This window comes from Lichenicola sp. GTC18331, assembly GCF_055386855.1.
Window position 1 is genome coordinate 1,849,210 of the sequence record NZ_AP045015.1, and the last position, 20,869, is coordinate 1,870,078.

Annotated in this window: 18 protein-coding genes; 16 read left to right on the forward strand and 2 right to left on the reverse strand. The window is 65.5% G+C overall.

Annotated elements, in window-relative coordinates:
• Positions 1 to 28 precede the first annotated feature (28 nt).
• Positions 29 to 574, reverse strand: coding sequence for a TetR/AcrR family transcriptional regulator (locus tag ACZ5BM_RS08500; protein WP_498907473.1), 546 nt, complete (start codon positions 572 to 574; stop codon positions 29 to 31).
• 114 nt (positions 575 to 688) lie between these two features.
• Here ACZ5BM_RS08500 and ACZ5BM_RS08505 point away from each other — a divergent pair, with 114 nt between their 5' ends.
• From ACZ5BM_RS08505 to ACZ5BM_RS08550, 10 genes are all read left to right on the forward strand, one after another.
• Entirely contained in the window at positions 689 to 1,084 is a 396-nt protein-coding gene (locus ACZ5BM_RS08505) for a nuclear transport factor 2 family protein (protein WP_498907474.1), read from the forward strand.
• 351 nt (positions 1,085 to 1,435) lie between these two features.
• A complete protein-coding gene (locus ACZ5BM_RS08510; RefSeq protein WP_498907475.1) occupies positions 1,436 to 2,818 on the forward strand; it encodes a carbohydrate porin in 1,383 nt (460 codons plus the stop codon).
• Between the two features lie 8 nt (positions 2,819 to 2,826).
• Complete coding sequence (locus ACZ5BM_RS08515; protein ID WP_498907476.1) at positions 2,827 to 3,945, forward strand: NHL repeat-containing protein; 1,119 nt, start codon at positions 2,827 to 2,829, stop codon at positions 3,943 to 3,945.
• Positions 3,946 to 3,959: 14 nt separating this feature from the next.
• Positions 3,960 to 5,357, forward strand: coding sequence for a Dyp-type peroxidase (locus ACZ5BM_RS08520; protein ID WP_498907477.1), 1,398 nt, complete (start codon positions 3,960 to 3,962; stop codon positions 5,355 to 5,357).
• Positions 5,358 to 5,431: 74 nt separating this feature from the next.
• Positions 5,432 to 5,764, forward strand: coding sequence for an AtpZ/AtpI family protein (locus ACZ5BM_RS08525; RefSeq protein ID WP_498907478.1), 333 nt, complete (start codon positions 5,432 to 5,434; stop codon positions 5,762 to 5,764).
• A 22-nt stretch (positions 5,765 to 5,786) separates the two neighbouring features.
• On the forward strand, positions 5,787 to 6,536 hold the full coding sequence (locus tag ACZ5BM_RS08530) for a F0F1 ATP synthase subunit A (protein ID WP_498907479.1): 750 nt from the start codon (positions 5,787 to 5,789) through the stop codon (positions 6,534 to 6,536).
• A gap of 48 nt (positions 6,537 to 6,584) precedes the next feature.
• Positions 6,585 to 6,809 carry an ATP synthase subunit C family protein gene (locus tag ACZ5BM_RS08535; RefSeq protein WP_422864018.1) on the forward strand — a complete coding sequence of 75 codons (225 nt, stop codon included), beginning with the start codon at positions 6,585 to 6,587 and terminating at the stop codon, positions 6,807 to 6,809.
• A gap of 14 nt (positions 6,810 to 6,823) precedes the next feature.
• Positions 6,824 to 7,417 carry a F0F1 ATP synthase subunit B gene (locus tag ACZ5BM_RS08540; RefSeq protein ID WP_498907480.1) on the forward strand — a complete coding sequence of 198 codons (594 nt, stop codon included), beginning with the start codon at positions 6,824 to 6,826 and terminating at the stop codon, positions 7,415 to 7,417.
• A 12-nt stretch (positions 7,418 to 7,429) separates the two neighbouring features.
• A complete protein-coding gene (gene atpF / locus ACZ5BM_RS08545; protein ID WP_498907481.1) occupies positions 7,430 to 7,942 on the forward strand; it encodes a F0F1 ATP synthase subunit B in 513 nt (170 codons plus the stop codon).
• A 22-nt stretch (positions 7,943 to 7,964) separates the two neighbouring features.
• A complete protein-coding gene (locus ACZ5BM_RS08550; RefSeq protein WP_498907482.1) occupies positions 7,965 to 8,693 on the forward strand; it encodes a glycosyltransferase family 2 protein in 729 nt (242 codons plus the stop codon).
• Between the two features lie 131 nt (positions 8,694 to 8,824).
• Here the strand turns inward: ACZ5BM_RS08550 and ACZ5BM_RS08555 are convergent, their stop codons facing one another.
• Positions 8,825 to 9,367, reverse strand: a complete 543-nt coding sequence (locus tag ACZ5BM_RS08555) for a GNAT family N-acetyltransferase (RefSeq protein ID WP_498907483.1) — start codon at positions 9,365 to 9,367, stop codon at positions 8,825 to 8,827.
• A 289-nt stretch (positions 9,368 to 9,656) separates the two neighbouring features.
• Between ACZ5BM_RS08555 and ACZ5BM_RS08560 the strand changes: the two genes are divergently transcribed.
• The 6 genes from ACZ5BM_RS08560 (at position 9,657) to ACZ5BM_RS08585 (ending at position 20,856) form a co-directional block, all read left to right on the forward strand.
• Positions 9,657 to 11,315 (forward strand): ArnT family glycosyltransferase, encoded by a 1,659-nt coding sequence (locus ACZ5BM_RS08560; RefSeq protein WP_498907484.1) that lies wholly within the window; start codon positions 9,657 to 9,659, stop codon positions 11,313 to 11,315.
• A 135-nt stretch (positions 11,316 to 11,450) separates the two neighbouring features.
• Positions 11,451 to 11,855, forward strand: coding sequence for a hypothetical protein (locus ACZ5BM_RS08565; protein ID WP_498907485.1), 405 nt, complete (start codon positions 11,451 to 11,453; stop codon positions 11,853 to 11,855).
• 2 nt (positions 11,856 to 11,857) lie between these two features.
• Positions 11,858 to 12,280: a DUF3574 domain-containing protein gene (locus tag ACZ5BM_RS08570; RefSeq protein WP_498907486.1), complete on the forward strand. Its 423-nt coding sequence runs from the start codon at positions 11,858 to 11,860 to the stop codon at positions 12,278 to 12,280.
• Between the two features lie 121 nt (positions 12,281 to 12,401).
• The gene (locus tag ACZ5BM_RS08575; RefSeq protein WP_498907487.1) at positions 12,402 to 13,829 is read left to right on the forward strand and encodes an OmpP1/FadL family transporter; all 1,428 of its coding nucleotides are present in this window, start codon (positions 12,402 to 12,404) and stop codon (positions 13,827 to 13,829) included.
• Between the two features lie 470 nt (positions 13,830 to 14,299).
• On the forward strand, positions 14,300 to 17,224 hold the full coding sequence (locus ACZ5BM_RS08580; protein ID WP_498907488.1) for a TonB-dependent receptor domain-containing protein: 2,925 nt from the start codon (positions 14,300 to 14,302) through the stop codon (positions 17,222 to 17,224).
• Positions 17,225 to 17,775: 551 nt separating this feature from the next.
• Positions 17,776 to 20,856 (forward strand): TonB-dependent receptor plug domain-containing protein, encoded by a 3,081-nt coding sequence (locus tag ACZ5BM_RS08585; protein WP_498907489.1) that lies wholly within the window; start codon positions 17,776 to 17,778, stop codon positions 20,854 to 20,856.
• The last annotated feature ends 13 nt before the right edge of the window (positions 20,857 to 20,869 follow it).

Below are 20,869 nucleotides of genomic sequence, written 5' to 3' on the forward strand. Positions count from 1 at the left end.
TTTCATCCGGGGCCGGCCCTGACGGTGGTCAGGCCGGCCATTGGCGCAGCGTCTCGACGATGGCTTCGGCGTGGAAGCGCTGTGTATCGCGCAGCGCCCGCTCCGTGAGCCCTTGTTCCAGCAGGTGCTCGATCGGGTCGACGTGGAGCCCCGCGAGCATCAGCTCGGCGGCATAGGCGACGCGGTCCGTGGGCGCCCGGGGTGCCGCGCGGTCCAGCAGCGTGCGGAGAACGCGGCGCGCCCAGCGGTAATTCTCCGAACGGGCCAGGTCCGGCGCGCCTTCCCGCGCCCGTACCAGATGGCGGTTGGCGATCTTGAAGACGAGGAGCGCGTCGAGACACGCGAGCAGCGTCTCGAGCGTCGCCGCTTCGGTCGTCTCCGCCTGCGCGGGTTCCAGCCGCGCCCTCAGATCGGCGCCTTTCGCCGCCCAGAGCGCGTCGAGCAGGCCCTCGCGGGTGCCGAAGGCACGAAACACGGTTCCCTTGCCGACACCGGCCGCGGCGGCGATTTCCTCCATCGTGACCGATCCGGGCTGTTTCGCCGCCTGGAAGAGGGTTTCGGCGGCCGCAAGCATACGTGCCGGATCGGCGGCCGGTCGGCCGCGACGCGGCTCGCCTCTTTCGGACCCGGGGTCCGTTATGCTAGAGGTTTTCGGACTCATGGTCCTTAATTCAGGGAATGGCTGATCATGCCCAACGATCGTATCGCAACTCCCGTTCTCCCCGAATGGCTGGCCGATGCCGTCTCGTCGCTGACCAGGGGCGAGCTTGCCGGCTGGATGGCGCTCTATGCACCGGACGGGGTACACGAATTTCCGTTCGCCGATGCCGGGTCCACACGCAGGGTGGAAGGACGCGACGCGATCGGCGCCTATCTGGAGGCGGTGTTCGCCCGCATCCGCTTCGGGCGTTTCGACGTCACGCATGTGCACGAAGACGGTGAAGAGACCATCGTCGAGGCGACCGGTGACCATCACGACACGGCTGGGGTGCCGTTCCGGATCGGTTATGTCTGGTTCATCACCCGCCGGAACGGACAGGTGACGTTGATGCGCGACTACATGGCGCGCCTGCCCATCGATTGAAAAAGACGGCAAGGCCCGGGTTTCGCCGGTCGCCGCCGCTGCCGCCGTCATGGCGCCGTCATGGCGCCGACGCGCGGCTGCCAGACGCCAGCCGGGGGGCGTCACGCCTGGCGGAACCGGGTCTGGCCGGTTGATCGGGAGTACCGATCGGAGATCGGCGGCATGATTCCAGGATGATATGCGCGATACGGCGTTCGCCGGTCCGGTGTGGGCGCGACGGAGCGGGCGCGGCCGACATCGAGATGTCTCGATGATGTCAAAACATGACGATTGACGGTATTCGGCAGGCTGACCTACAAGCACGCGCGTTGTTGCGACTGATTGTCATTCTTTGTCTTGGAGACATACTGCTTGGCCCGTCGGATCGATCCGCGCGCCGTATCCGTCGGTGCCGCCCTGCTGTTGACCTTGCCGATGGCCGCGCATGCGCAGCCCAGCGGCGGCAACCTGCTTGGGCCGGCCTGGGGCGCGCGGCCCTGGCTGAACCAGTACGGCGTGACGTTCGGGCTGAGCGAGATCGGCGAAGTATTCGGCAATCCGACCGGCGGCATCAACCGTGGCGCCACCTATGACGGGCTGACCGAGGCCAGCGTCGGCGTCGATCTGGGGCGGGCGATCGGTCTCCAGGGCGGCATTTTCAACGTCAGCGCGTTCCAGATCCATGGCCGCAGCCTGAGCCAGGACAATCTCGACAACCTGAACACCATCAGCGGCATCGAGGCGAGCCGTGCCACGCGGCTGTGGGAGCTGTGGTACGACCAGCAGTTCCGGGACGGTCAGATCGACACCAAGATCGGCCTGCAGAGCCTGGACCAGGAATTCATCACCAGCGCCAGCGCCGCTCTGTTCGCCAACACCATGTTCGGCTGGCCGGCCCTGCCCTCCTACGACATGTATGCGGGCGGCCCTGCCTATCCGTTGTCGTCGCTGGGCGTGCGCGGACGGGCGAATATCGGCCGCTTCACCGTTCTGGGCGGCGTGTTCGACGACAATCCGGGGGGCGGGCCGTTCGAGAACGACCCGCAGCCGGCGAGCGGCGGCAGCGAGATCTTCAACCTGAAGACCGGCGCGCTGATGATCGCCGAGATCGATTACGCGCTGAACGCGCCCGTGTCGGGGGAGATGGCCAAGGGTGCGGCCCGGCCCGGCCTGCCCGGCACCTACAAGCTGGGGGCGTGGTTCGACAGCGCCAATTTCCCCGACCTGCGCTACGACAACCGCTTCGTGCCGTTCTCCTCGCCCGACAGCAACGGGCACCAGCTGATGCGGCGGCACAATTTCGCCATGTACGGGGTGGTGGATCAGATGATCTGGCGCCCGGACCCGAACGATGCGCGCAGCGTGAACCTGTTCAGCCGGGTGATGGGCGCGCCGGGCGACCGTAACCTGGTGGATTTCGCCGCCAATCTGGGCGTGGTGCTGCACGAGCCGTTCGTCGGACGGTCTTCGGATTCGGCGATGTTCGGCGGCGGGTTCACCAAGCTGGCGCGCAACGCCACCGAGGCGTCGCGCATGGCGCAGGATTATGCCGGGCCGGGCGTGTATTCGCCGATCCGGACGTCGGAAAGCTATCTGGAGCTGGCCTACCAGTATTTCCCGGTGGCGTGGCTGATGCTGCAGCCAGACCTGCAATACATCTTCACGCCGGGGGGAGGCATCGCCGACCAGAACCGGCCGGACCGGCGGATCTCCAACGAGTTCGTCGCCGGGCTCCGTTTCAACGTCACCTTCTAGGACGCACGATGACCACCAGATCCCTGCTCGCCGCCGCCGTGTCGCTGCTGGCTCTGGCCGGCCCGGCCCTCGCCGGCGACGCGTCGTTCCTGTCCGGCTTGAAGCGTCGCAGCACGGTGAGCACCACCGTTCCGGCCAATGGCGACCAGAACCCCTATGCGGTGGTGGTGTCGCCCGTCACCACCGGCAAGCTGGTGCGCGACCATGTGCTGGTGAGCAATTTCAACAATGACGGCAATCTCCAGGGGGCGGGCGGCACGCTGGTGTCGATCGATCCGGCGAAGAAGTCGTTGTCCCTGTTCGCCTCCGTGCCGCGCACGCTGGATCGCTGCCCCGGCGGCGTGGGTCTGACCACGGCGATGGCGGTTCTGCGCAGCGGCTGGGTGATCGTCGGCAGCCTGCCGTCCAAGGACGGCACCACGGCGACCAAGGGCCAGGGCTGCCTGCTGGTGTTCGACCGGAACGGCGATCTGGCCGATGTGTGGACCGACCCGAAGATCAACGGGCCGTGGGGCAACATGGCGGTGATCGACAAGGGCGACAGCGCCACCTTGTTCGTCAGCAACACCGGCTATGGGGTGGGGGCGCCCCCGAAGACCGGCGCCGCGCCGATCGTGTCCAAAGCGACCGTGGTGCGGATTCCGGTGACGATCCCCAAGGGCGGCAAGCCGGAGCATGGCGCGCCGGTGGTGGTCGCGGACGGGTTCGCCGAGCAGGCCGACAAGAGCGTGTTCATCATCGGCCCGACCGGGGTCGCGCTGGGTCCGAACGGGTCGATCTACGTCTCGGACGCGATCGGCAACCGCATCGTGCAGATCCCCGACGCGCTGACCCGCACCGACAGCGCCGGGACCGGGGTGGAGATCACCAAGGACGGGCTCCTGAACCGGCCTCTGGCGCTGATCAACGGACCGGGGGACACGCTGCTGACCACGAACGGTCTCGACGGCCGCGCGGTGGAGATCGATCCCGCCGCGCACAAGCAGGTGACGTCGCAATGGATCGACGTGGACAAGGCGCAGCAGCCGCCCGGCAGCGGCGATCTGTTCGGCCTTGCCCTGACGCCCGACAAGAAGGGCTTCTATTATGTCGAGGACGACGTGAACACGCTCGTTCTCGCCCATTGAAGGATACCGGTTCGTTGTCCAGCGACGAGTCCGCTTCGCGGCGGAACTTCCTGAAGGGCGCCGGCGGCCTTGCCGCCGCCGGGGCCGTTTGCCCGTTTTCCGGCGCGCGTGCCGCCACCCAGACCGAGGCCAAGGGGATCACGCCCGAGGCGCGCGGCCCGTCTCGCAACGAAAGCGTGCCGTTCGACGGGCCGTATCAGGCCGGCATCCTGACGCCGCTGCAGAACCACACCTGTTTCGTGGCGCTGGATCTGGAGACCGAGGACGGCCCGGCGGTGAAGGCGCTGATGCAGCGCTGGACCGAGGCCGCGCGCCGTCTTTGCCGTGGCCAGACCGTGGCACCGATGGACGGCGATCCGGAGAAGCCGCCGGTGGATAGCGGCGACGCGCTGGGTCTGGGACCCGCGCGCCTGTCGATCACCTTCGGCTTCGGCGCCGGTTTGTTCGAGAAGAACGGGGTGGATCGCTACGGGCTGAAGTCGCGCCGTCCGGCGGCGATGATCGACCTGCCGCGGTTCAACGGCGACCAGCTCGTGCCGGGCAATACCGGCGGCGACCTGTCGATCCAGGCCTGCGCCGACGATCCGCAGGTGGCGTTCCATGCCGTGCGGCAGCTCGCGCGCATGGCCGACGGCGTGGCGCAGCTGCGCTGGATTCAGAACGGCTACAACGCCCAGTTCGCGGCCAAGGACACGCCGCGCAACCTGATGGGGTTCAAGGACGGCACCCAGAACCCGATCTCGAGCCGTCCCGGCGACGTGCATGCGATCTGCGGCGGCAAGAAATTCTATTCGGGCTCGCCGGAGAAGGTGGTCTGGGCCGATGGCGACGACCAGAACTGGATGCGCAACGGCTCCTACATGGTGGCCCGCCGCATCCGCATCTTCCTGGAGCATTGGGACCGCACCGCGGTGTCGTTCCAGGAGGAGGTGTTCGGCCGCAAGAAGCTGAGCGGAGCGCCGCTGACGGGCAAGAGCGAGTTCGACCCGCTCGACCTGGATGCGACCGACAAGGACGGCAACCCGGTGATCGGCGAGAACAGCCATGTGCGCCTGGGTTCCGCCGCGACGACGGACGGGGCCGAGATCCTGCGCCGGGCCTATTCCTACAATGACGGGCTGAATTTCGTGGCCGAGCGCTGGCCGCCCTGGCACCAGGGGCTGGAATACGATGCCGGCCTGTTCTTCATCTGCTACCAGCGCGACCCGCGTTCGGGTTTCGTGCGGATCTATGACGGCATGTCGAAGCTGGATCTGTTGAACCAGTACGCGACCCATGTGGGCGGCGGCCTGTTCCTGATCCCGCCCGGCACCGGAGGTCCTGGCGGTTATATCGGACAGTCCCTGTTCGAGGGTGTGGCGCTGCGTGCCGCGCCGGCCACAGATCTGACCAAGAAAAGTGCATCCTACTGAAAGGTTTGCCAGTTCCTTGACAGGTCGTTGCACCGCCGGTAGTGAGCCGATGCGCCTGTCAGGAGGTGCGTTTCATGGATGAGGATAAGACCGGCCCCGGAACGACCGAGACCAAGTCTTTCGATTCGAGACTGGCCGAAGCCCGCAGCAAGCGGGGTCTCGACAGGCCTTCGGATCAGCCCAACGCGGTGCCGACGGACATGTCCGCCTTTACCGTGTTCTTCCGGGTCGGCATCGAGCTGCTCTCGGCTGTGGTGGCGGGCTTGTTGATCGGATACGGGCTGGACCGCTTGTTCCACACCAGGCCGTTTCTCCTGATTCTGTTCGTGGTGCTCGGCGGGATCGCCGGGATGGTCAATGTCTGGCGCATCGTGTCGCCGGCACCGAACCCTGGCCGCAAGAGCTAGGGTCTAGGAAGGGGAAACGGACGTGGCGGGCGGGCATTCCATCGACGCACTCGGTCAGTTCGAACTGCACCCGGTTCTGGGTTCGCTGGGCGAGAGCCTGCGTTTCAGCCAGTCCGCGCTGCTGATGGTGATCGCGTCCGCGCTGATCCTGCTGCTGTTGTATGTCGGCATGCGTCCGCGCGCGATCGTGCCGGGCCGTCTCCAGGCCGCGGCCGAGGTGATGTACGAGTTCGTGCACAACATGGCGGTCGATCAGATCGGGCCGGAAGGCAAGCGCTTCTTCCCGTTCGTGTTCACGCTGTTCTCCTTCATCCTGTTCGGCAATTATCTGGGCCTCGTGCCGGGTTCCTTCACCTTCACCTCGCATATCGTGGTCACCGCGGGCCTGGCCCTGCTGGTGTTCGTGGTCGGGCTGCTGGTGGCGCTGCGCGCGCAGGGCTTCGGTTTCTTCGCGCATTTCATGCCGGAAGGCGCGCCCGTGGCGCTGGCCCCTCTGCTGGTGCCGATCGAGATCCTGTCCTACCTGTCGCGCCCGATCAGCCTGAGCGTCCGTTTGTTCGCCAACATGATGGCCGGACACGTGATGTTCGAGATGTTCGCCGCCTTCGCCATCATGCTGGGCGGCATCCACCTGATCGGCCCGGTGCTCGGCATCGCCCCCATCGCCATCAACATCGCCCTGATGGCGCTGGAGCTGCTGGTGGGCGGGTTGCAGGCCTACGTGTTCGCCATCCTCACCTGCATCTATCTGCGTGAGGCCGTCGCGCACTGACGCGGCGATCCGTTTCCTTCTCCCATTTCAAGAACAAGGACTGACCCCATGGATCTCGCCGCCGCTCGGTATATCGGTGCCGGTCTCGCCGTGATCGCTCTCGCCGGCGTCGGCGTCGGCATCGGCAACATCTTCGCCGCCCTGGTTTCCTCCATCGGCCGCAACCCGGCCGCCCGTCCGCACGTGTTCGGCCTGGGCATCCTGGGCTTCGCGCTCACCGAGGCGGTCGCGCTCTACGCGCTGGTGATCGCCTTTATCATCCTGTTCGTCTGAGAAGGATGGCGGCCATGTCGCGCGCCCTCAGGATCGCCATCCTGTCGTTTGCGGCGACACCGGCCGCCTTTCTGCTGTCCAGCGCGCCTGCCTTCGCCGAAGGCATGCCGCAGCTGAAGTTCAACAATCCGCTCACTGTGGCCCAGCTGTTCTGGGGCGCCGTGATCTTCCTGCTGCTCTACGTGATCCTGAGCCGCTCGGCGCTGCCGCGCGTCGGTTCGGTGCTGGAAGAGCGCCGCCGCCGGATCGACTCCGACCTGGATGCCGCCAAGGCCGCCCGGAACGAGGCCGACCGCGCGACCATCGAACTGCGCCGCGCCCGTCGCGACGCCGCCGCCGAAGCCGCCGCGATGGTGGACAAGGTGGTGAACGAGGCGCGCGCCGAAGCCGCCGCGCGCACCGCCGAGATGAATGCGCGCCTCGAAGCCGACGTGGCCCGTGCCGAGGCGTCCGTCGCCGCCGCCCGCGCCACCGCGATGGGCTCGCTGCGCGAGGTCGCCACCGGCACCGCACAGACCCTGGTCGAGCGTCTGACCGGGCATGTCGCCGATGCCGGTCTGGTCGGCACCAAGGTGGACGCGGCGCTGGCCGCCCGTCCGGCCGCCTGAGGGAACGCCATCATGGAAACCCAGTCCCTCCTGCACGAGCCGATCTTCTGGTACACCGTCTCGTTCGTGCTGTTCTTCGTACTGTTCGGCCGCCGGATCTGGCGGCCGCTCGTCGCGATGCTGGATCGTCGCGCGGCCAACATCCGCGCCGAGCTGGACGGCGCGGCCCGTCTGCGTCGCGAAGCCGAGCAGATGCTGAACGAGGCCCGTGCCGAGCGTGAGGCCGCCCTGGCCGATGCCAAGGCGATGATCGAGAATGCCCGCGCCGAGTCCGTCCGCATCGCCGAGGCCGCGCGTCGCGAGGCGGAGCAGACCGCGCAGCGTCGCGAGCGCATGGCGCAGGACCGCATCGCCGCTTCCGAGCGTGCCGCCGTGAACGAGGTCCGCACCGCCGCGGCCGAGATCGCCGCCGATGCCGCCCGTGCCGTGGTGGCGGAATCGCTGGGTGCGCAGACCGATGCCGGCCTGATCGATCGCGCCATCGGCAACCTGCCCGCCTCCTTCGCCAAGCGCGTCGCCGCCTGAGGCGACGCGGAGTGTGGACGCCATGAGCACGACCCTCAGCGTCGTCGCCGCGGTTCTGAACGAGGCGGAGAATATCCGGCCCGTCTGCGAGGAGATGGCGGCCGCCCTTGCCTCCCTGCCGAGCTGGGAGGTGGTATTCGTCGATGACGGCAGCACCGACGGCACGGTGGAGGCGCTGCTGGCGGCGCGCGACATTCTGCCCAACATGCGTGTGGTGAGCCACGACAAGCGTTGCGGCAAGTCCGCTGCGTTGCGCACCGGCATCGAGGCCGCACACGGGACCTGGATCGCCACCATCGACGGCGACGGCCAGGACGATCCGCGCGAGATTCCGCCGATGCTGGATCTGGCGCTTCGTGCCGGCAACCGCGCGCCGGGCCCGCTGGTGGTGGGCGTGCGTTTGAAGCGCAACGACAATTTCTCCCGCCGCTTCGCCACGCGCTTCGCCAACGGTCTGCGCCGTCGCCTGCTGCGCGACGGCTGCCCGGATACGGGCGCGCCGATGAAGCTGTTCCGGCGCGAGGATTTCCTGCGCCTGCCGCAATTCGAGGGTGTGCATCGCTTTCTGCCGGCCTTGTTCCAGCATTACGGCAGCGAGCTGATCTGCAAGCCGGTGCATCATCGCGCCCGTCTGCATGGGGCGTCGAAATACACCAATCTGAACCGCGCGATCGTCGGTATCCGCGACATGATGGGCGTGATCTGGTTGCAGAACCGCACCCGCCTGCCGGGATCGACGCGGGAGCGGTAAGGGGCAAAGGTGTTCTTTCTTGAAAGAAAGAACCAAAGAACTTCTGTCTGTTTGGCTCCGTGCCAAGCCAACACACGCACCTGAACGGACAAAAGTCTTTTTGCTTCTTTTTCTTCAGAAAAAGAAGGCTCTCAGTCTCCAATGCCGTCGGCACGCGTGACCGCATAGGACGCACAGTCCCTCGGGGCGGTATCGAGATTGGGATGCACCAGCCAGCGGCGCAGCACGCCTTCCCGGATCAATCCGGCCTTTTCCATCACCCGCGCCGAGGCGTGGTTCTCCAGATCGACGAAGGCGCCGAAGCGCCACACTTCCGGCTGCAGGAAGGCCCAGGCGATGGCCGCGCGCACCACCTCCGTCATCAGTCCCCGTCCCCAGAAGGCGCGCCCGAGGGCGCAGCCATACTCGATCCGGCTCGGCGAAGGGCGGCGCAGATCGAGCACACCGATCGGCTGCTGCGACGCCCGTTCGTTCAGGATGTAGGTGCAGGCGGCAGTCCGGCCGACGCAACTCCGCAGGAAATCCGCCGTGTCCGTCACGCTGCGGTGCGGACGCCAGGTGGTATAGCGCGCGACCTCCGGGTCTGCGGCATAGGCGGCGAACAAAGAGTCTGCATCCGCGACGACGGCTGGACGCAGGCGCACCCGGTCAGTTTCGAGCGTGTCCGGCAGCATGAACATCTCCGAGGATCGCAACCGCGGAACGGCATCGCCGCCATTGGGCTGGCGCGGATGGTCGGTCCACCACTGATACCGGGATTGGTCAGAAGCCGCTACCGATCGGCCGGGGTGGATCGCGGCGCACGGTGGCCCGGCGGTTCGGCCGGATGCGCCCATGGATGGCGGGAGTGGGGCGTTCCATGGACCGGTGCCACATTTTGACCGACGCCCGTTGACCGGCACGCAGCAGGACCGCGACCCTGCTTCTGTTCAATCCTTCCCGGTCGTGCGATCCGGTGCGGCGATGACGCACTCGGTCCGCCCCTACCTGCTCGCCGCCCTGATGGTGTTCCTCCTGTTCCTGCCGGGGCGCAGCACGCTGCCGCCTCTGGATCGGGACGAGCCGCGCTACATGGAAGCCAGCGCGCAGATGCTGCGCAGCCACGATTTCATCGACGTGCGGTTCCAGGACAAGCCGCGCTATCTGCAGCCGGCCGGGATCTACTGGCTGGAAGCGGCCTCTGTGGCGATCACCGGCACGCTGGATCAGCGCGAGGTCTGGGCCTACCGGGTGCCGACGCTGATCGCGGTGGTGGCGTCGGTGCTGATGACGCTGCGCCTGGGCGTGGTGTTGTTCGGCTTCGAGACCGGGCTGATGGGCGCGCTGCTGCTGGCGGTCTCGGTGCTGATGACCGCCGAAGGGCGGATGGCGACGATCGATAGCTGCCTTCTGTCGGCGATCCTGGCGGTGCAGCTGGCGCTGGTACGCGCCTGGTCGGACCGGGACGGGGAGAACCGGACGCCGCTCTGGGCGCCGATCCTGTTCTGGGCGGCGCTGGGCGTGGGGCTGATGTTGAAGGGGCCGGTGATGTTGATCCCGGCGCTTGGCACGCCCGCCGCCCTGGCGCTGGTGGAGCGTCGCACGGGCTGGTGGCGTCGTTTGCAGCCGGGCTGGGGCGTTCCGCTGACGCTTCTGATCGTGCTGCCCTGGTGCGTGGCGATCTGGCTGCGGTCGCACGGTCTGTTCTTCGAGCGGGCGGTGGGGACCAACTTCCTGGGCAAGGTGGCGTCCGGGCAGCAGGCGCATGGCTTGCCTCCCGGCTACCATCTGGGAGTGTTCGCGATCGCGTTCTGGCCCGGCTCGCTGTTCGCGGCGATGGCGATCCCGTTCGTCTGGCTGCGCCGCCGCACGCCGTCTGTGCGCTATCTGTTGTGCTGGATCGTGCCGCACTGGGTGGTGTTCGAGCTGATCGCGACCAAGCTGCCGCACTACGTTCTGCCGACCTATCCGGCGATCGCGCTTCTGGCCGCGGCGTCACTGGCGCAGGCGGGCGGCTGGCGTCTGCCGGCGGCATGGTGGGGGCGTGCGCTGCTGGGTGTGTATGCCGTGCTCTGGCTGGCGATCGGCCTCGCTTTGTGCGTGGCGGGGCCGGTTCTGCTGGCGATCCTGCAGCATGGCGTGCCGCTGGTGTCCCTGGTGGCGCCGGTTCTGGCTTTGCCGCTGGTGCTGCTGTCGGCGTATCTGCTGCTGCGCGGTCGGCCCAAGGACGCTTTGTGCAGCATCGCCGGGGGGGCGGCCATTCTGTATGTCGGGCTGTTCCTGGTCGTGGTGCCGCGCCTGACGACGATCTGGCTGAGCCCGCGCATCGCCGAGACCGTGGCGCGCGTGCGGCCCTGTCCGGACAGCGTTCTGGCGTCGTCGTCGTTCTCGGAGCCGAGTCTGGTGTTCCTGGTCGGTCAGGATACGCGTCTGGTGAACGCGGCCGGAGCGGCCGGCTTCCTGCGCGAGAACCGCGCCTGCGGGCTGGCGCTGATCGGGTCGCGCGACGATGCGGCGTTCCGGGCGGCCCTGGACGGGATGGGCGTGTCGAAGCTCGCCGAGATCGACGGGGTGAATTACTCTAACGGCAAGCATCTTGCGCTGAGTCTGTATCGGGCCGATCCGGGGAAGGATGCGCCATAGGCGGGGTCGGCCAATTCGTGGCGTGATTCGCCAACGCGCCCCATAGAACTACGGCGAAAAGCGTTAGGTTACGCGGAAGAAAGGATTGGCACGCGGATTGCGATGAGGAGGGCATATTTCTTCCGGAGCCCCTCCATGCGCACGCCGGCTTATTCCCTTCCCTATGATCGCTGGGACCGCTCCGGTGCGGCGCCCGGCTTCGATCTGGTGCTGGTGAGCTATCTGTTGTTTGCCGCCGCATTTCTCCTGCCGCCGCTCTCCGTGGTCGGTGTGATCCTGGCCCATGCGGCACGCAACCGGGCCGGGATGTTGGCCCGCACGCATTTCGACCGGCAGATTTCCGTGTTCTGGCGCTCGCTGCTGGCGCTTCTGTTGATCGGTCTGCTGCATGCGGCCGTGACCGGGCTCGGCGCCGTCACCTTCGGCTTCGGCCTGGTGCTGATGGTGTTGCCCTGGGGGCTGGGCATCGGCTGGTTCATCTGGGCGGCCTGGGAGATCGGCACGGGTCTGCTGGCCGCGTGGCGCCGGGAGGCGGTGTGAGGATGGGCGTACGATCCGCTTTCCTTGTCGCGGCGCTGATGCTTTCCGGCTGCGCCGCCACCGCGCCTGCCGATCCGTCGCATCCCGTTCAGGCGGTCGGCTGGGCCGAAACCAGGCTTTCCTTCGGGCTTGGGCCAGCCGACGATAAGACAAAGGGTGTCAGCGAGGCGCAATGGCGGGCGTTTCTGGACCGGGAGGTGACGCCTCGCTTTCCGTCCGGCCTGTCTGTGATCGACATGTACGGCCAGTGGCGCGATCCGGGCGCCGCGGCGCCGGAACGGCTGCGTTCCAGGCTTTTGGTGATCGATCACCCCGACGATGCGGCGGACGATGCGCGCCTCGATGTGATCCGGGCGGCCTGGAAGCGCATGACCGGAGACCGGTCAGTTCTGAGTGTGACGCAAACAGCACGCGTTTCGTTCTGATCCGCTTCGGGCTTGGCAAACGGCGTCAAGGGGCGTCAAGCTGTCGCTTAACGGTTACGCCATGGCGTTGCCGAATAGGGGAGCGCCCGCCAAAGGGCGCCTCGTTGGGAGCGACAGGATCATGACGACACGCAGCGCGCGGTCGACCGCCCGGCTGGGTCTGGCACCGGTTGTGGGTTTGGCCATCGGGCTCAGTCCGCAGATAGCGCACGCCAATGCCGGGTTCGGCCTGAATGACGGCATGGCCGACTGGACGGCCAACGCCTATGCCGGCGAAGCGGCCAAGGCCTATGACGCCGGCACGGCCTGGACCAACCCTGCGGGCATGGTCCGCATCCAGGGCAACGAGTTCGACGGCACGGTCAATCTGATCGATCCGAGTGTCGCTTTCCGGGGCCAGGACTACGTGAACGGGGTCGCCGTTCCGGGCCGGCAATCGAGCAAGGGCATCGACTCCGCCGTGACCGGCGGCACCGCGACCGTGATCTCGTTGTCACCCCGGCTGAAGCTGGGTCTGGCGGTGCAGAGCCCGTTCGCCTCGCGTCTGGCCTTCGAGCCGGCCGACTATACCGGGCGCTACCAGGCCACCCGCAACATTCCGACCAACATCCAGGCGCTGTTCTCGGTCGCCTATGCGATTGACCGGCATCTGTCGATCGGCGGCGGTCCGATCGTGTCGTATTTCAAGGAGCGGCAGGCGCATGCGCTGAACTTGCAGAACGCCCAGACGGCACTCGGAACGATCTCGCTCGGTCCGCAGGGCGTGGACCCGGTGGCGCAGTTCAGGGGCGACGACTGGTCGGTCGGCTACGACGTGGGCGCCCTGTATCAGTTCAACGACAATGTCCGCGTGGGCATGAACTACCACTCCGCCACGTACTACAAACTGCATGGCTACCAGGACACCTACGTGCCGGAAGCGGTGGCGACACTGAATCCGTTGAACGCGCTGATCCCGGGCATCGGCAACATCGTCTCGAATTCGCTGAAGGCGCAGACCTACAACGCGTCGGTGAACGTCACCCTGCCGGGCTGGTTGGATACCTCGGCCTACTGGCAGATCTCGCCGGAGTGGGCGGTGATGGGCAACGTGACCTGGACCAACTGGTCGCAGTTCGAGCACAACAAGGTCGTGCCGGACGATTCGTCGATCTTCTCCAGCACCGACATCCAGTATCATTTCCGCGATACGGTCACGGCCGGTGTGGGCGTGAACTACCGGCCGCGCTGGCAGCCGCGTTTGATGCTTCAGGGCGGCGTGACCTACGACGAGAGCCCCGTCACCAACAGCAACCGGCAGGCGACCATTCCGGATGGCGACCGCGTCGAGATCGGCGTCGGCGCGTCCTACAAGGCAACTCGCAACATCACCCTGTCGCTGGCCTACACGCACTACTTCTTCCCCGGCAGCAACACGATCGACAACTCGATCGGCAACGTTTCCAGCGCAACGCCGCTGGGCAACGTGACGCTGAATTCGGGCACCATCAGGGGCCATTACAACCTTGCGAACGACGCCCTGGCGATCGGCTTCAAGCAGGTGTTCTGACCGGTTCGGGGCGTCTTGCATCGAGCGGGTGAACCGGCCCGTTCGATAGGAGACGTGACGGTACGCCCCCACCGCTCGCCACAGGCATGAAGAGGGACCGCCGGATTCCGGTGGTCCCTTTTTTCGTTTGTCTTCTTCCTGCACGAGGCTTGGTGATCCGATCGCCCGCCTGGGCTAACGCGCTCGCACGAACGGACAAAGTAATCGTTTCGAGACCAAAAGATGTCGGTTCGATTTGGTATCAATTTGATCGGAATCGGCGATGTAGAGCGCAGGTCTTGTGTGTGTTCCGACAGACCGGATCTTGGTCGCCCAGAGACGGGCGGCGCGATTTTGTTGCTGCAATGTCACAACGGACTCCGGAATGTTACCAATCGGCTCTTCCGGGACCGTTTGCGCATCGCTTTGCCGGAGAGGAAGGCGTAATCAGCGCCTCTGTTATGACAATTTCGCAACGGAGGGGCCTGACTATGCCCGTTGATCAACGCCAGAGCGTCGCCACGCGCTCTCGAGCGGTACGTGTCGGCCTGATCGCCACCACGGTGTTTTCTCCTCTGTTTGCGCTCCCGGCCATGCCGGCATTCGCGCAGGGCGTCACGAGCGCGGCCGGACCGAACTCGCCCCTGGCTCAGCCGATCGCGAACACCGCGATCACCCCCGCGGCGACGGCACCCGCTGCGGCTCTGACCACGGCGAACGGTGGCAATTCGAGCGCCGAAACGATCGTCGTGACCGGTTCGTCGCTGGCCTCTCGGCGCAATGCGGTGCAGCTCGCTCCGGTGCAGACGATCACCGCAAAGGAAATCTCGCAGACCTCGGCGATCACGCTGGACGACTACCTGCGCCGCATCCCGTCTCTGGGCACGCCGCAGGGCAATGCCACCACCAATGGTGGCGACGGTCTGAGCTGCCAGAACATCCGCAACCTGGGCTTCCAGCGCACGCTGATCCTGATCGACGGCAAGCGCCGCGTGCAGTCCGGCGCGTTCGGATTCTCCTGCGTGGACCTCAATCAGATCCCGACCGACATGGTCGAGCGGATCGAGATCCTGAAGGATGGCGGTTCCGCACTCTACGGCGCCGATGCGGTCGCCGGCGTGATCAACGTCATCACCAAGAAGAATTTCCAGGGCCTGTCGATGCATGCCGACGGCTCGCTCACCGATGTCGGCGACGGCAAGACCGCCAATATCGGCGTGCTGGGCGGTTTCGACTTCGACCAGGGCCGCGGCAACGTCACGCTCGGCGCCAACTACCAGACGCAGGGACCGATCTATAATCGCGATCGTCCCTGGTCGGCCCAGTCGCAGCAGAGCAACACGGCCGGCGAGGCGCCGATCTATGGTTCCTCCATCGCCTCCGGTGGGCGATTTGTGCAGCTGAACGATCCGGACGGGGCTTCTTACGCCGTGTCGCAGCCGGGGCAGGCGCCGCACCCGTTCGGGAGCAGCGACCGCTACAACTTCAACAACGATACGCAGCTGCAGAACTACCTGCAGGACTCGAACGTGGTCGGCAAGGCGCGCTACGAGTTCAACGAGCATTTCGAAGCGTATGTTGATGCCAACTACAACCATCGCACTGCGCAGCAACAGTTGGCGCCGCAGCCGATGACGGGTTCGATCCCGCCGAACACGCTGCCGAATCCGCTGATCATCCCGGGCGACTATCCATACAACCCGTTCCCCGGCCAGGATCTTCAGCTGTTCCGACGCCTGAACGAATTTGGCCCGCGCCAGACCGATCAGGCGGCGGATCTGTATCAGATCACCACCGGCCTGCGCGGCACGATCGTCGACGACTGGAAGTACGACGGCTCGTTCGGCTACGGCAAGACGATGACGACCCTGAACGGCCAGGGCGAGGTCAACTACGCCAACGTTCTGCAGGAACTCGGCATCCGCCAGACCGATCCGAGCGATGCGTCGAGCCCCGTGGTCTACGATCCCTCGATCTGCCACGCCTCGGCCGGCTGCCATATCCAGAACATCTTCGGCAACGGATCGATCACGCCGGAAGGCGTGGACTACGCGCGCTTCACCCAGCACGCGCATGCCGAACAGCAACTGCGCGACTTCAATCTCCGCATCAGCAACGCGAAGCTTGCGCGCCTGCCCTACAAGTTCGGCGGCCCGATCGGGCTCAGCTTCGGTGTCGAGCATCGTTCCGAGCAGGGCAACTACACGCCCGATCCGATCATCGAGTCCGGCCAGTCTCTGGAGAACTCGCAGTCGCCGACCGGCGGCGGGTTCAATGCGACGGAAGTCTATGGCGAGCTGAAGCTGCCGCTCCTGGTCAACGCGCCGTTCGCCAAAGAACTGACCCTGGACGGCCAGGGGCGCTGGTCGCACTACAACACCTTCGGCAACACGCAGAACTGGAAGGTGGATCTGCTCTGGGCGCCGACGCGCGACATCGCGTTCCGCGGCACCATCGGGACGGCGTTCCGTCAGCCCAACATCTATGAGCTGTTCGGTGGCCAGTCGCTGTCGTTCGAGACCGCCAGCGATCCTTGCGCCAACATTTCCAGCTACGGCTCGGCATCGGGTCGCGTCGCAGCCCGTTGCGCCCGGGAGGGGGTCAATCCCAACTTCCAGCAGAGCGGCTCGCAGATCGCGACCATCACTGGCGGCAACGCCCAGTTGAAGCCGGAAACGTCGCGAACCTACACCATCGGTACGGTGATCTCGCCGCGCTGGGTGCCGAACTTCCAGGCGACGGTCGACTATTGGCACACCTCGATCGCCAACACGATCAGCGCGGTCAGCACGCAGTACATCGTCGATCAGTGCTACACCGGCACGAACGAGGCGTATTGCAGCTACATCAATGGACGTTCCGGCGGCGCCGACATCTCGTCCGTTAACGCGATCGACCAGAATCTGGGCGTCACCAAGACCAACGGCATCGATTTCGGTCTGAACTATCTCTACCGGATCAACGAGCACAACTCGATCACGCTGCAAAACCAGTATCAGCAGTTGATCGGCTACATCTCGCAGAACGTCGCGGATGGCCCGTTCATCAACTATGCCGGGCGTCTCGATACCTCGACCTACAACGCCTATGCGCGGGTGCGGGATACGGCGAGCGTCACCTACACGCATCGCAAGCTGAGCGTGAATTACCAGATGCGGTATATCGGCGGCATGCAGGTGTTCGACGGATCGTCGGATCTGGTGAAGGGCGTCGACGGGCAGTACAAGGTGCCGGGCGTGTTCTACCACGACGTCTCCGCCACCTACCTGCTTGGCCGTTTCGTTCTGACCGGCGGCATCAACAACATTCTGGACAAGCGTCCGCCGTTCGTGTTCGACGCGTCGACCAACACCGATCCCAACGTCTACGATTTCGCGGGCCGCACCATCTTCGCGCGCGCGTCCGTTCGTTTCTGAGAAACGGCTGGACAGGGCCGGAACACGGCTCCTGTCCGACCCTTCGCTGCAGACGACATGACCAGCGACATCACTCTGTCGCTGGTCCACACGCCGGCAAATCGCCCGGCACCCTTTTCAGCGTGATGTCGACGCCGGAGCGATCATCCGTGAGGACGACGGCGCGAACGACGTTCCGCCAATCCGGTCCAGGCTGGTTCCGGTCCATCGGCAGCCGGTTGGCGGAACCGATATCCCCGCTGCGGGCGGATCGCCTCGGGTTCGATCGCGAATTTTTTTCTTGTTCGGCTGCGATCACGGACCGCCAGATTCGGCTTTCATTGCGCAATCGACCCGTTTTTATCCGTTATGGCGCCTGACTTTCGATGCGCCAGACACATGCCAACCATGTCAGAATCGGGCGTTGCAAAATGGCAACTGCCTCGACGGCCGGTGTTACGACAGACGCTCTGTCACGTTGCCGAAACATGTCCGAAAAGTTACCAATTTGGCTCCTGCGGTAAGGAACCCGGTTCCACCGCATCGTTCCGGGTTGGGGTCGTAAAAACACCATGACGCAACGTGTTTCCTCCTACGGCAGATGGCTGGCGTCATCGACCGCACTTGCAGGCTGCCTCATTCTTTCCGTGGGCCACGCGCAAGCTGCCGCATGCCCGACCGGCAAGGTGCACGATCATCGCGGCCGTTGCGTCGTCAGCAAGCACGCGGCGACGCGTACCGCGCCCGCGACTCAGACGGCAGCCCGAGTCGCGGCAGCGCCGGTCGCCGCAACGGCCGCAGCTGCCGCTCCGCTGGCGACGGCCGCGGCACCGGCCGCTCAGAACGAGAACGTCGTCGTCACCGGCACGCTGTTTCGCGATCCGAACCTGGCCACGGCTTCGCCGATCACACGGTTGTCGCGTCAGGAACTGTCCCGTCGCGGCATCAAATCCGTCACGGACGCGTTGCAGACCCTGTCGTCCAACGGCGCCGGCACCCTGACCAACTCCTGGTCTGCCGGCGGCGGCTTCGCGGCCGGCGCATCCGCACCCTCTCTGCGCGGCCTGAGCACCGATTCGACGCTCGTGCTGATGGATGGGCAGCGCCTGTCCTACTATCCGCTGGCAGATGACGGCGAGCGCAACTTCGTCGACACCAACTGGATTCCGATGTCGATCATGGAGCGGGTCGACGTGCTGGAGGATGGCGGTTCCGCCACCTATGGCGCCGACGCGGTGGCCGGCGTGGTGAACATGGTCACACGCAAGCAGATCAAGGGTTGGGAAGGTCTCGCCGAAGGCGGCGTGGCGCAGAACGGCAATTCAGGCCATCAGCGCCTCTACCTGACCTACGGTCATGGCGATCTGAACCATGACGGCTACAATTTCTACATCAACGGCGAATACCAGCAGGACGACGCCTATTACGGCCGTCAGGCCGGCCGTCCCTACAACACCGGCGACGAAACCGCGATCGGCGGCGGCAACGGCAACACTAATGTCTCGGACGGCCAGGGGAACATCAACAATTTCGCCGCGACCACCGTTCCCGTGGTCCGTCCGAGCAACGGCGGTACCGGCGGTATCGGACCGTGGCAGCTGCTGAATCCGTCGGCCGGCTGCTACGGTAGCGGCATCGGCGGGCTCGTGACCGGTTCCGCCGTCGCCGGCGATAATGGCCAGAGCCAGGCCTGCGAACAGAACAGCCAGCGCTACACGCAGATCTCGCCATCTCTGCGCCGCATCAACACGACGGCGCACTTCACCGCGAACGTCACCGACAGGTCGCAGCTTGTGACGATGTTCAACTACGGCCAGGTGCAGTCCGTGACGACCGGCACGCCCAATGCCGTGCGCGTGCAGAGCCAAGACCGGCAGATCAACACGCTGCGGACGCCGCTGCCGGTGTATCTGCCGAACGGCCAGCTCAACCCGAACAACCCGTTCGCGGCCGAAGGCGTTCCTGCCGAGATCAGCTATCAGTTCGCCGATCTTCTACCGACCACGACGGAGTTGTCGCAGAATTATCGCGGATCGGTCGACTACCACGGCTACATTCCATCCAAATGGGGTTCGGAGTGGAATTACGACGCCAATTTCGTCGGCATGAACAGCGTTCTCGACCAGACCATCACCGGCGTGCCGACCATCGGCGGCATCGTGAACGCGATCAACAGCGGCTCCTACAACTTCGTCGATCCGAGCCAGAACTCGAAGGCTGTGCTGGACTCGATCGCGCCGCGTAACCACATCCGGGCCGACTCGCAGGAATATTCGCTGCAGGGCACTTTGAGCAAAGGCTTGTTCCAGCTTCCGGGCGGCACGGTACATCTCGCGATTGGCGGCAACTTCCGTTACGAGGGCTTGAACGATCCGAGCGCCAACCTGTATCCGTCCGGCGATCCGAACCAGTATACCGGCCTGATCAATCCGGTGAGCGCTTCCGGCCATCGTTGGGTTGAGTCCGGCTTCTTCGAAATCAGCGCGCCGCTGATCAAGATGGTGGATCTCGATTTTCAGGGCCGGTACGATCATTACTCGGAAGGATTCAGCAATTTCTCGCCGAAGGTCGGCCTGACGCTGAAGCCGCTGGAGCAGTTCTGGCTGCGCGGCACCTTCTCCAAGGGTTTCCGGGTGCCGAGCTTTGCGGAAACCGGCGGCACCACGGTCGGCTACACCACCTTCACCCCGACCGATCCGAACTTCCTCGCGCAGCATCTGGCACCGAACGGCCTGCCGAACGCCTATGCGCAGGCCTACTCGATCGGCAACCGCACAGTCGGCAATCCGAACCTGCAGCCGGAGAAATCGACCAACTTCACCGGCGGCCCGATCCTCATGCCGACCAAGTGGCTGACGCTGACGGCGAACTATTACTACATCAAGAAGGACAACTACATCACGCCGAACCCGGTCGCGATCACGACGGTCGGCAATGCCTGGCTTGCGAACAACGCCGCCTATCCGGCGACCGGTCTGCCGATCAGCGTTCGTGCGGATATCCCGGACACCGCGGCGCCCCCCGGCGCGGCGCTGCGTCCGGCGGAAGTGGATGTGGGCTACGTCAACGCCAACAAGCTGACCACCGACGGCTTCGATCTGTCCTTGCAGTCGCATACTCATCTGCCGGGCAAGCTGCACGACGTGATGTGGATCAGCCAGGGTCGCGCGACCTATGTGCACAGCCTGAACCTGACCCTGCCGGATGGCGGCGGCACCTATCACTATGCCGGGACGCTCGGCCCTTATGGCGCCGTGTCCGCGTCCGGCACGCCGGGCTGGCATGCCAACTGGTCCAATACATTCATCTACAAGAAGCTGTCGGTCACGCCGACGGTGTACTACACCAGCGGTTATCGGACGACGGCCGAGGATCAGAACGGTCCCGGCACGGCGGACGATTGCTCCACGGCGCTATCCTCAAACTCCTACAACCCGTCGCAGTGCCACGTGAAGGCATGGTGGGACGTCGATCTGACGGTCAGCTACGACCTGACGCCGAAGGTGACGGCCTACCTGAACGTCTACAACCTGCTGGGCTTCCGCTCGCCGTACGATTTCGGCACCTATGGCGGCTATCTCTACAACCCGGCCTGGTCGCAGAACGGCATCGTTCAGCGCAACTTCCAGTTCGGCATCCACGGCACGTTCTGACCCGCACGGCGGC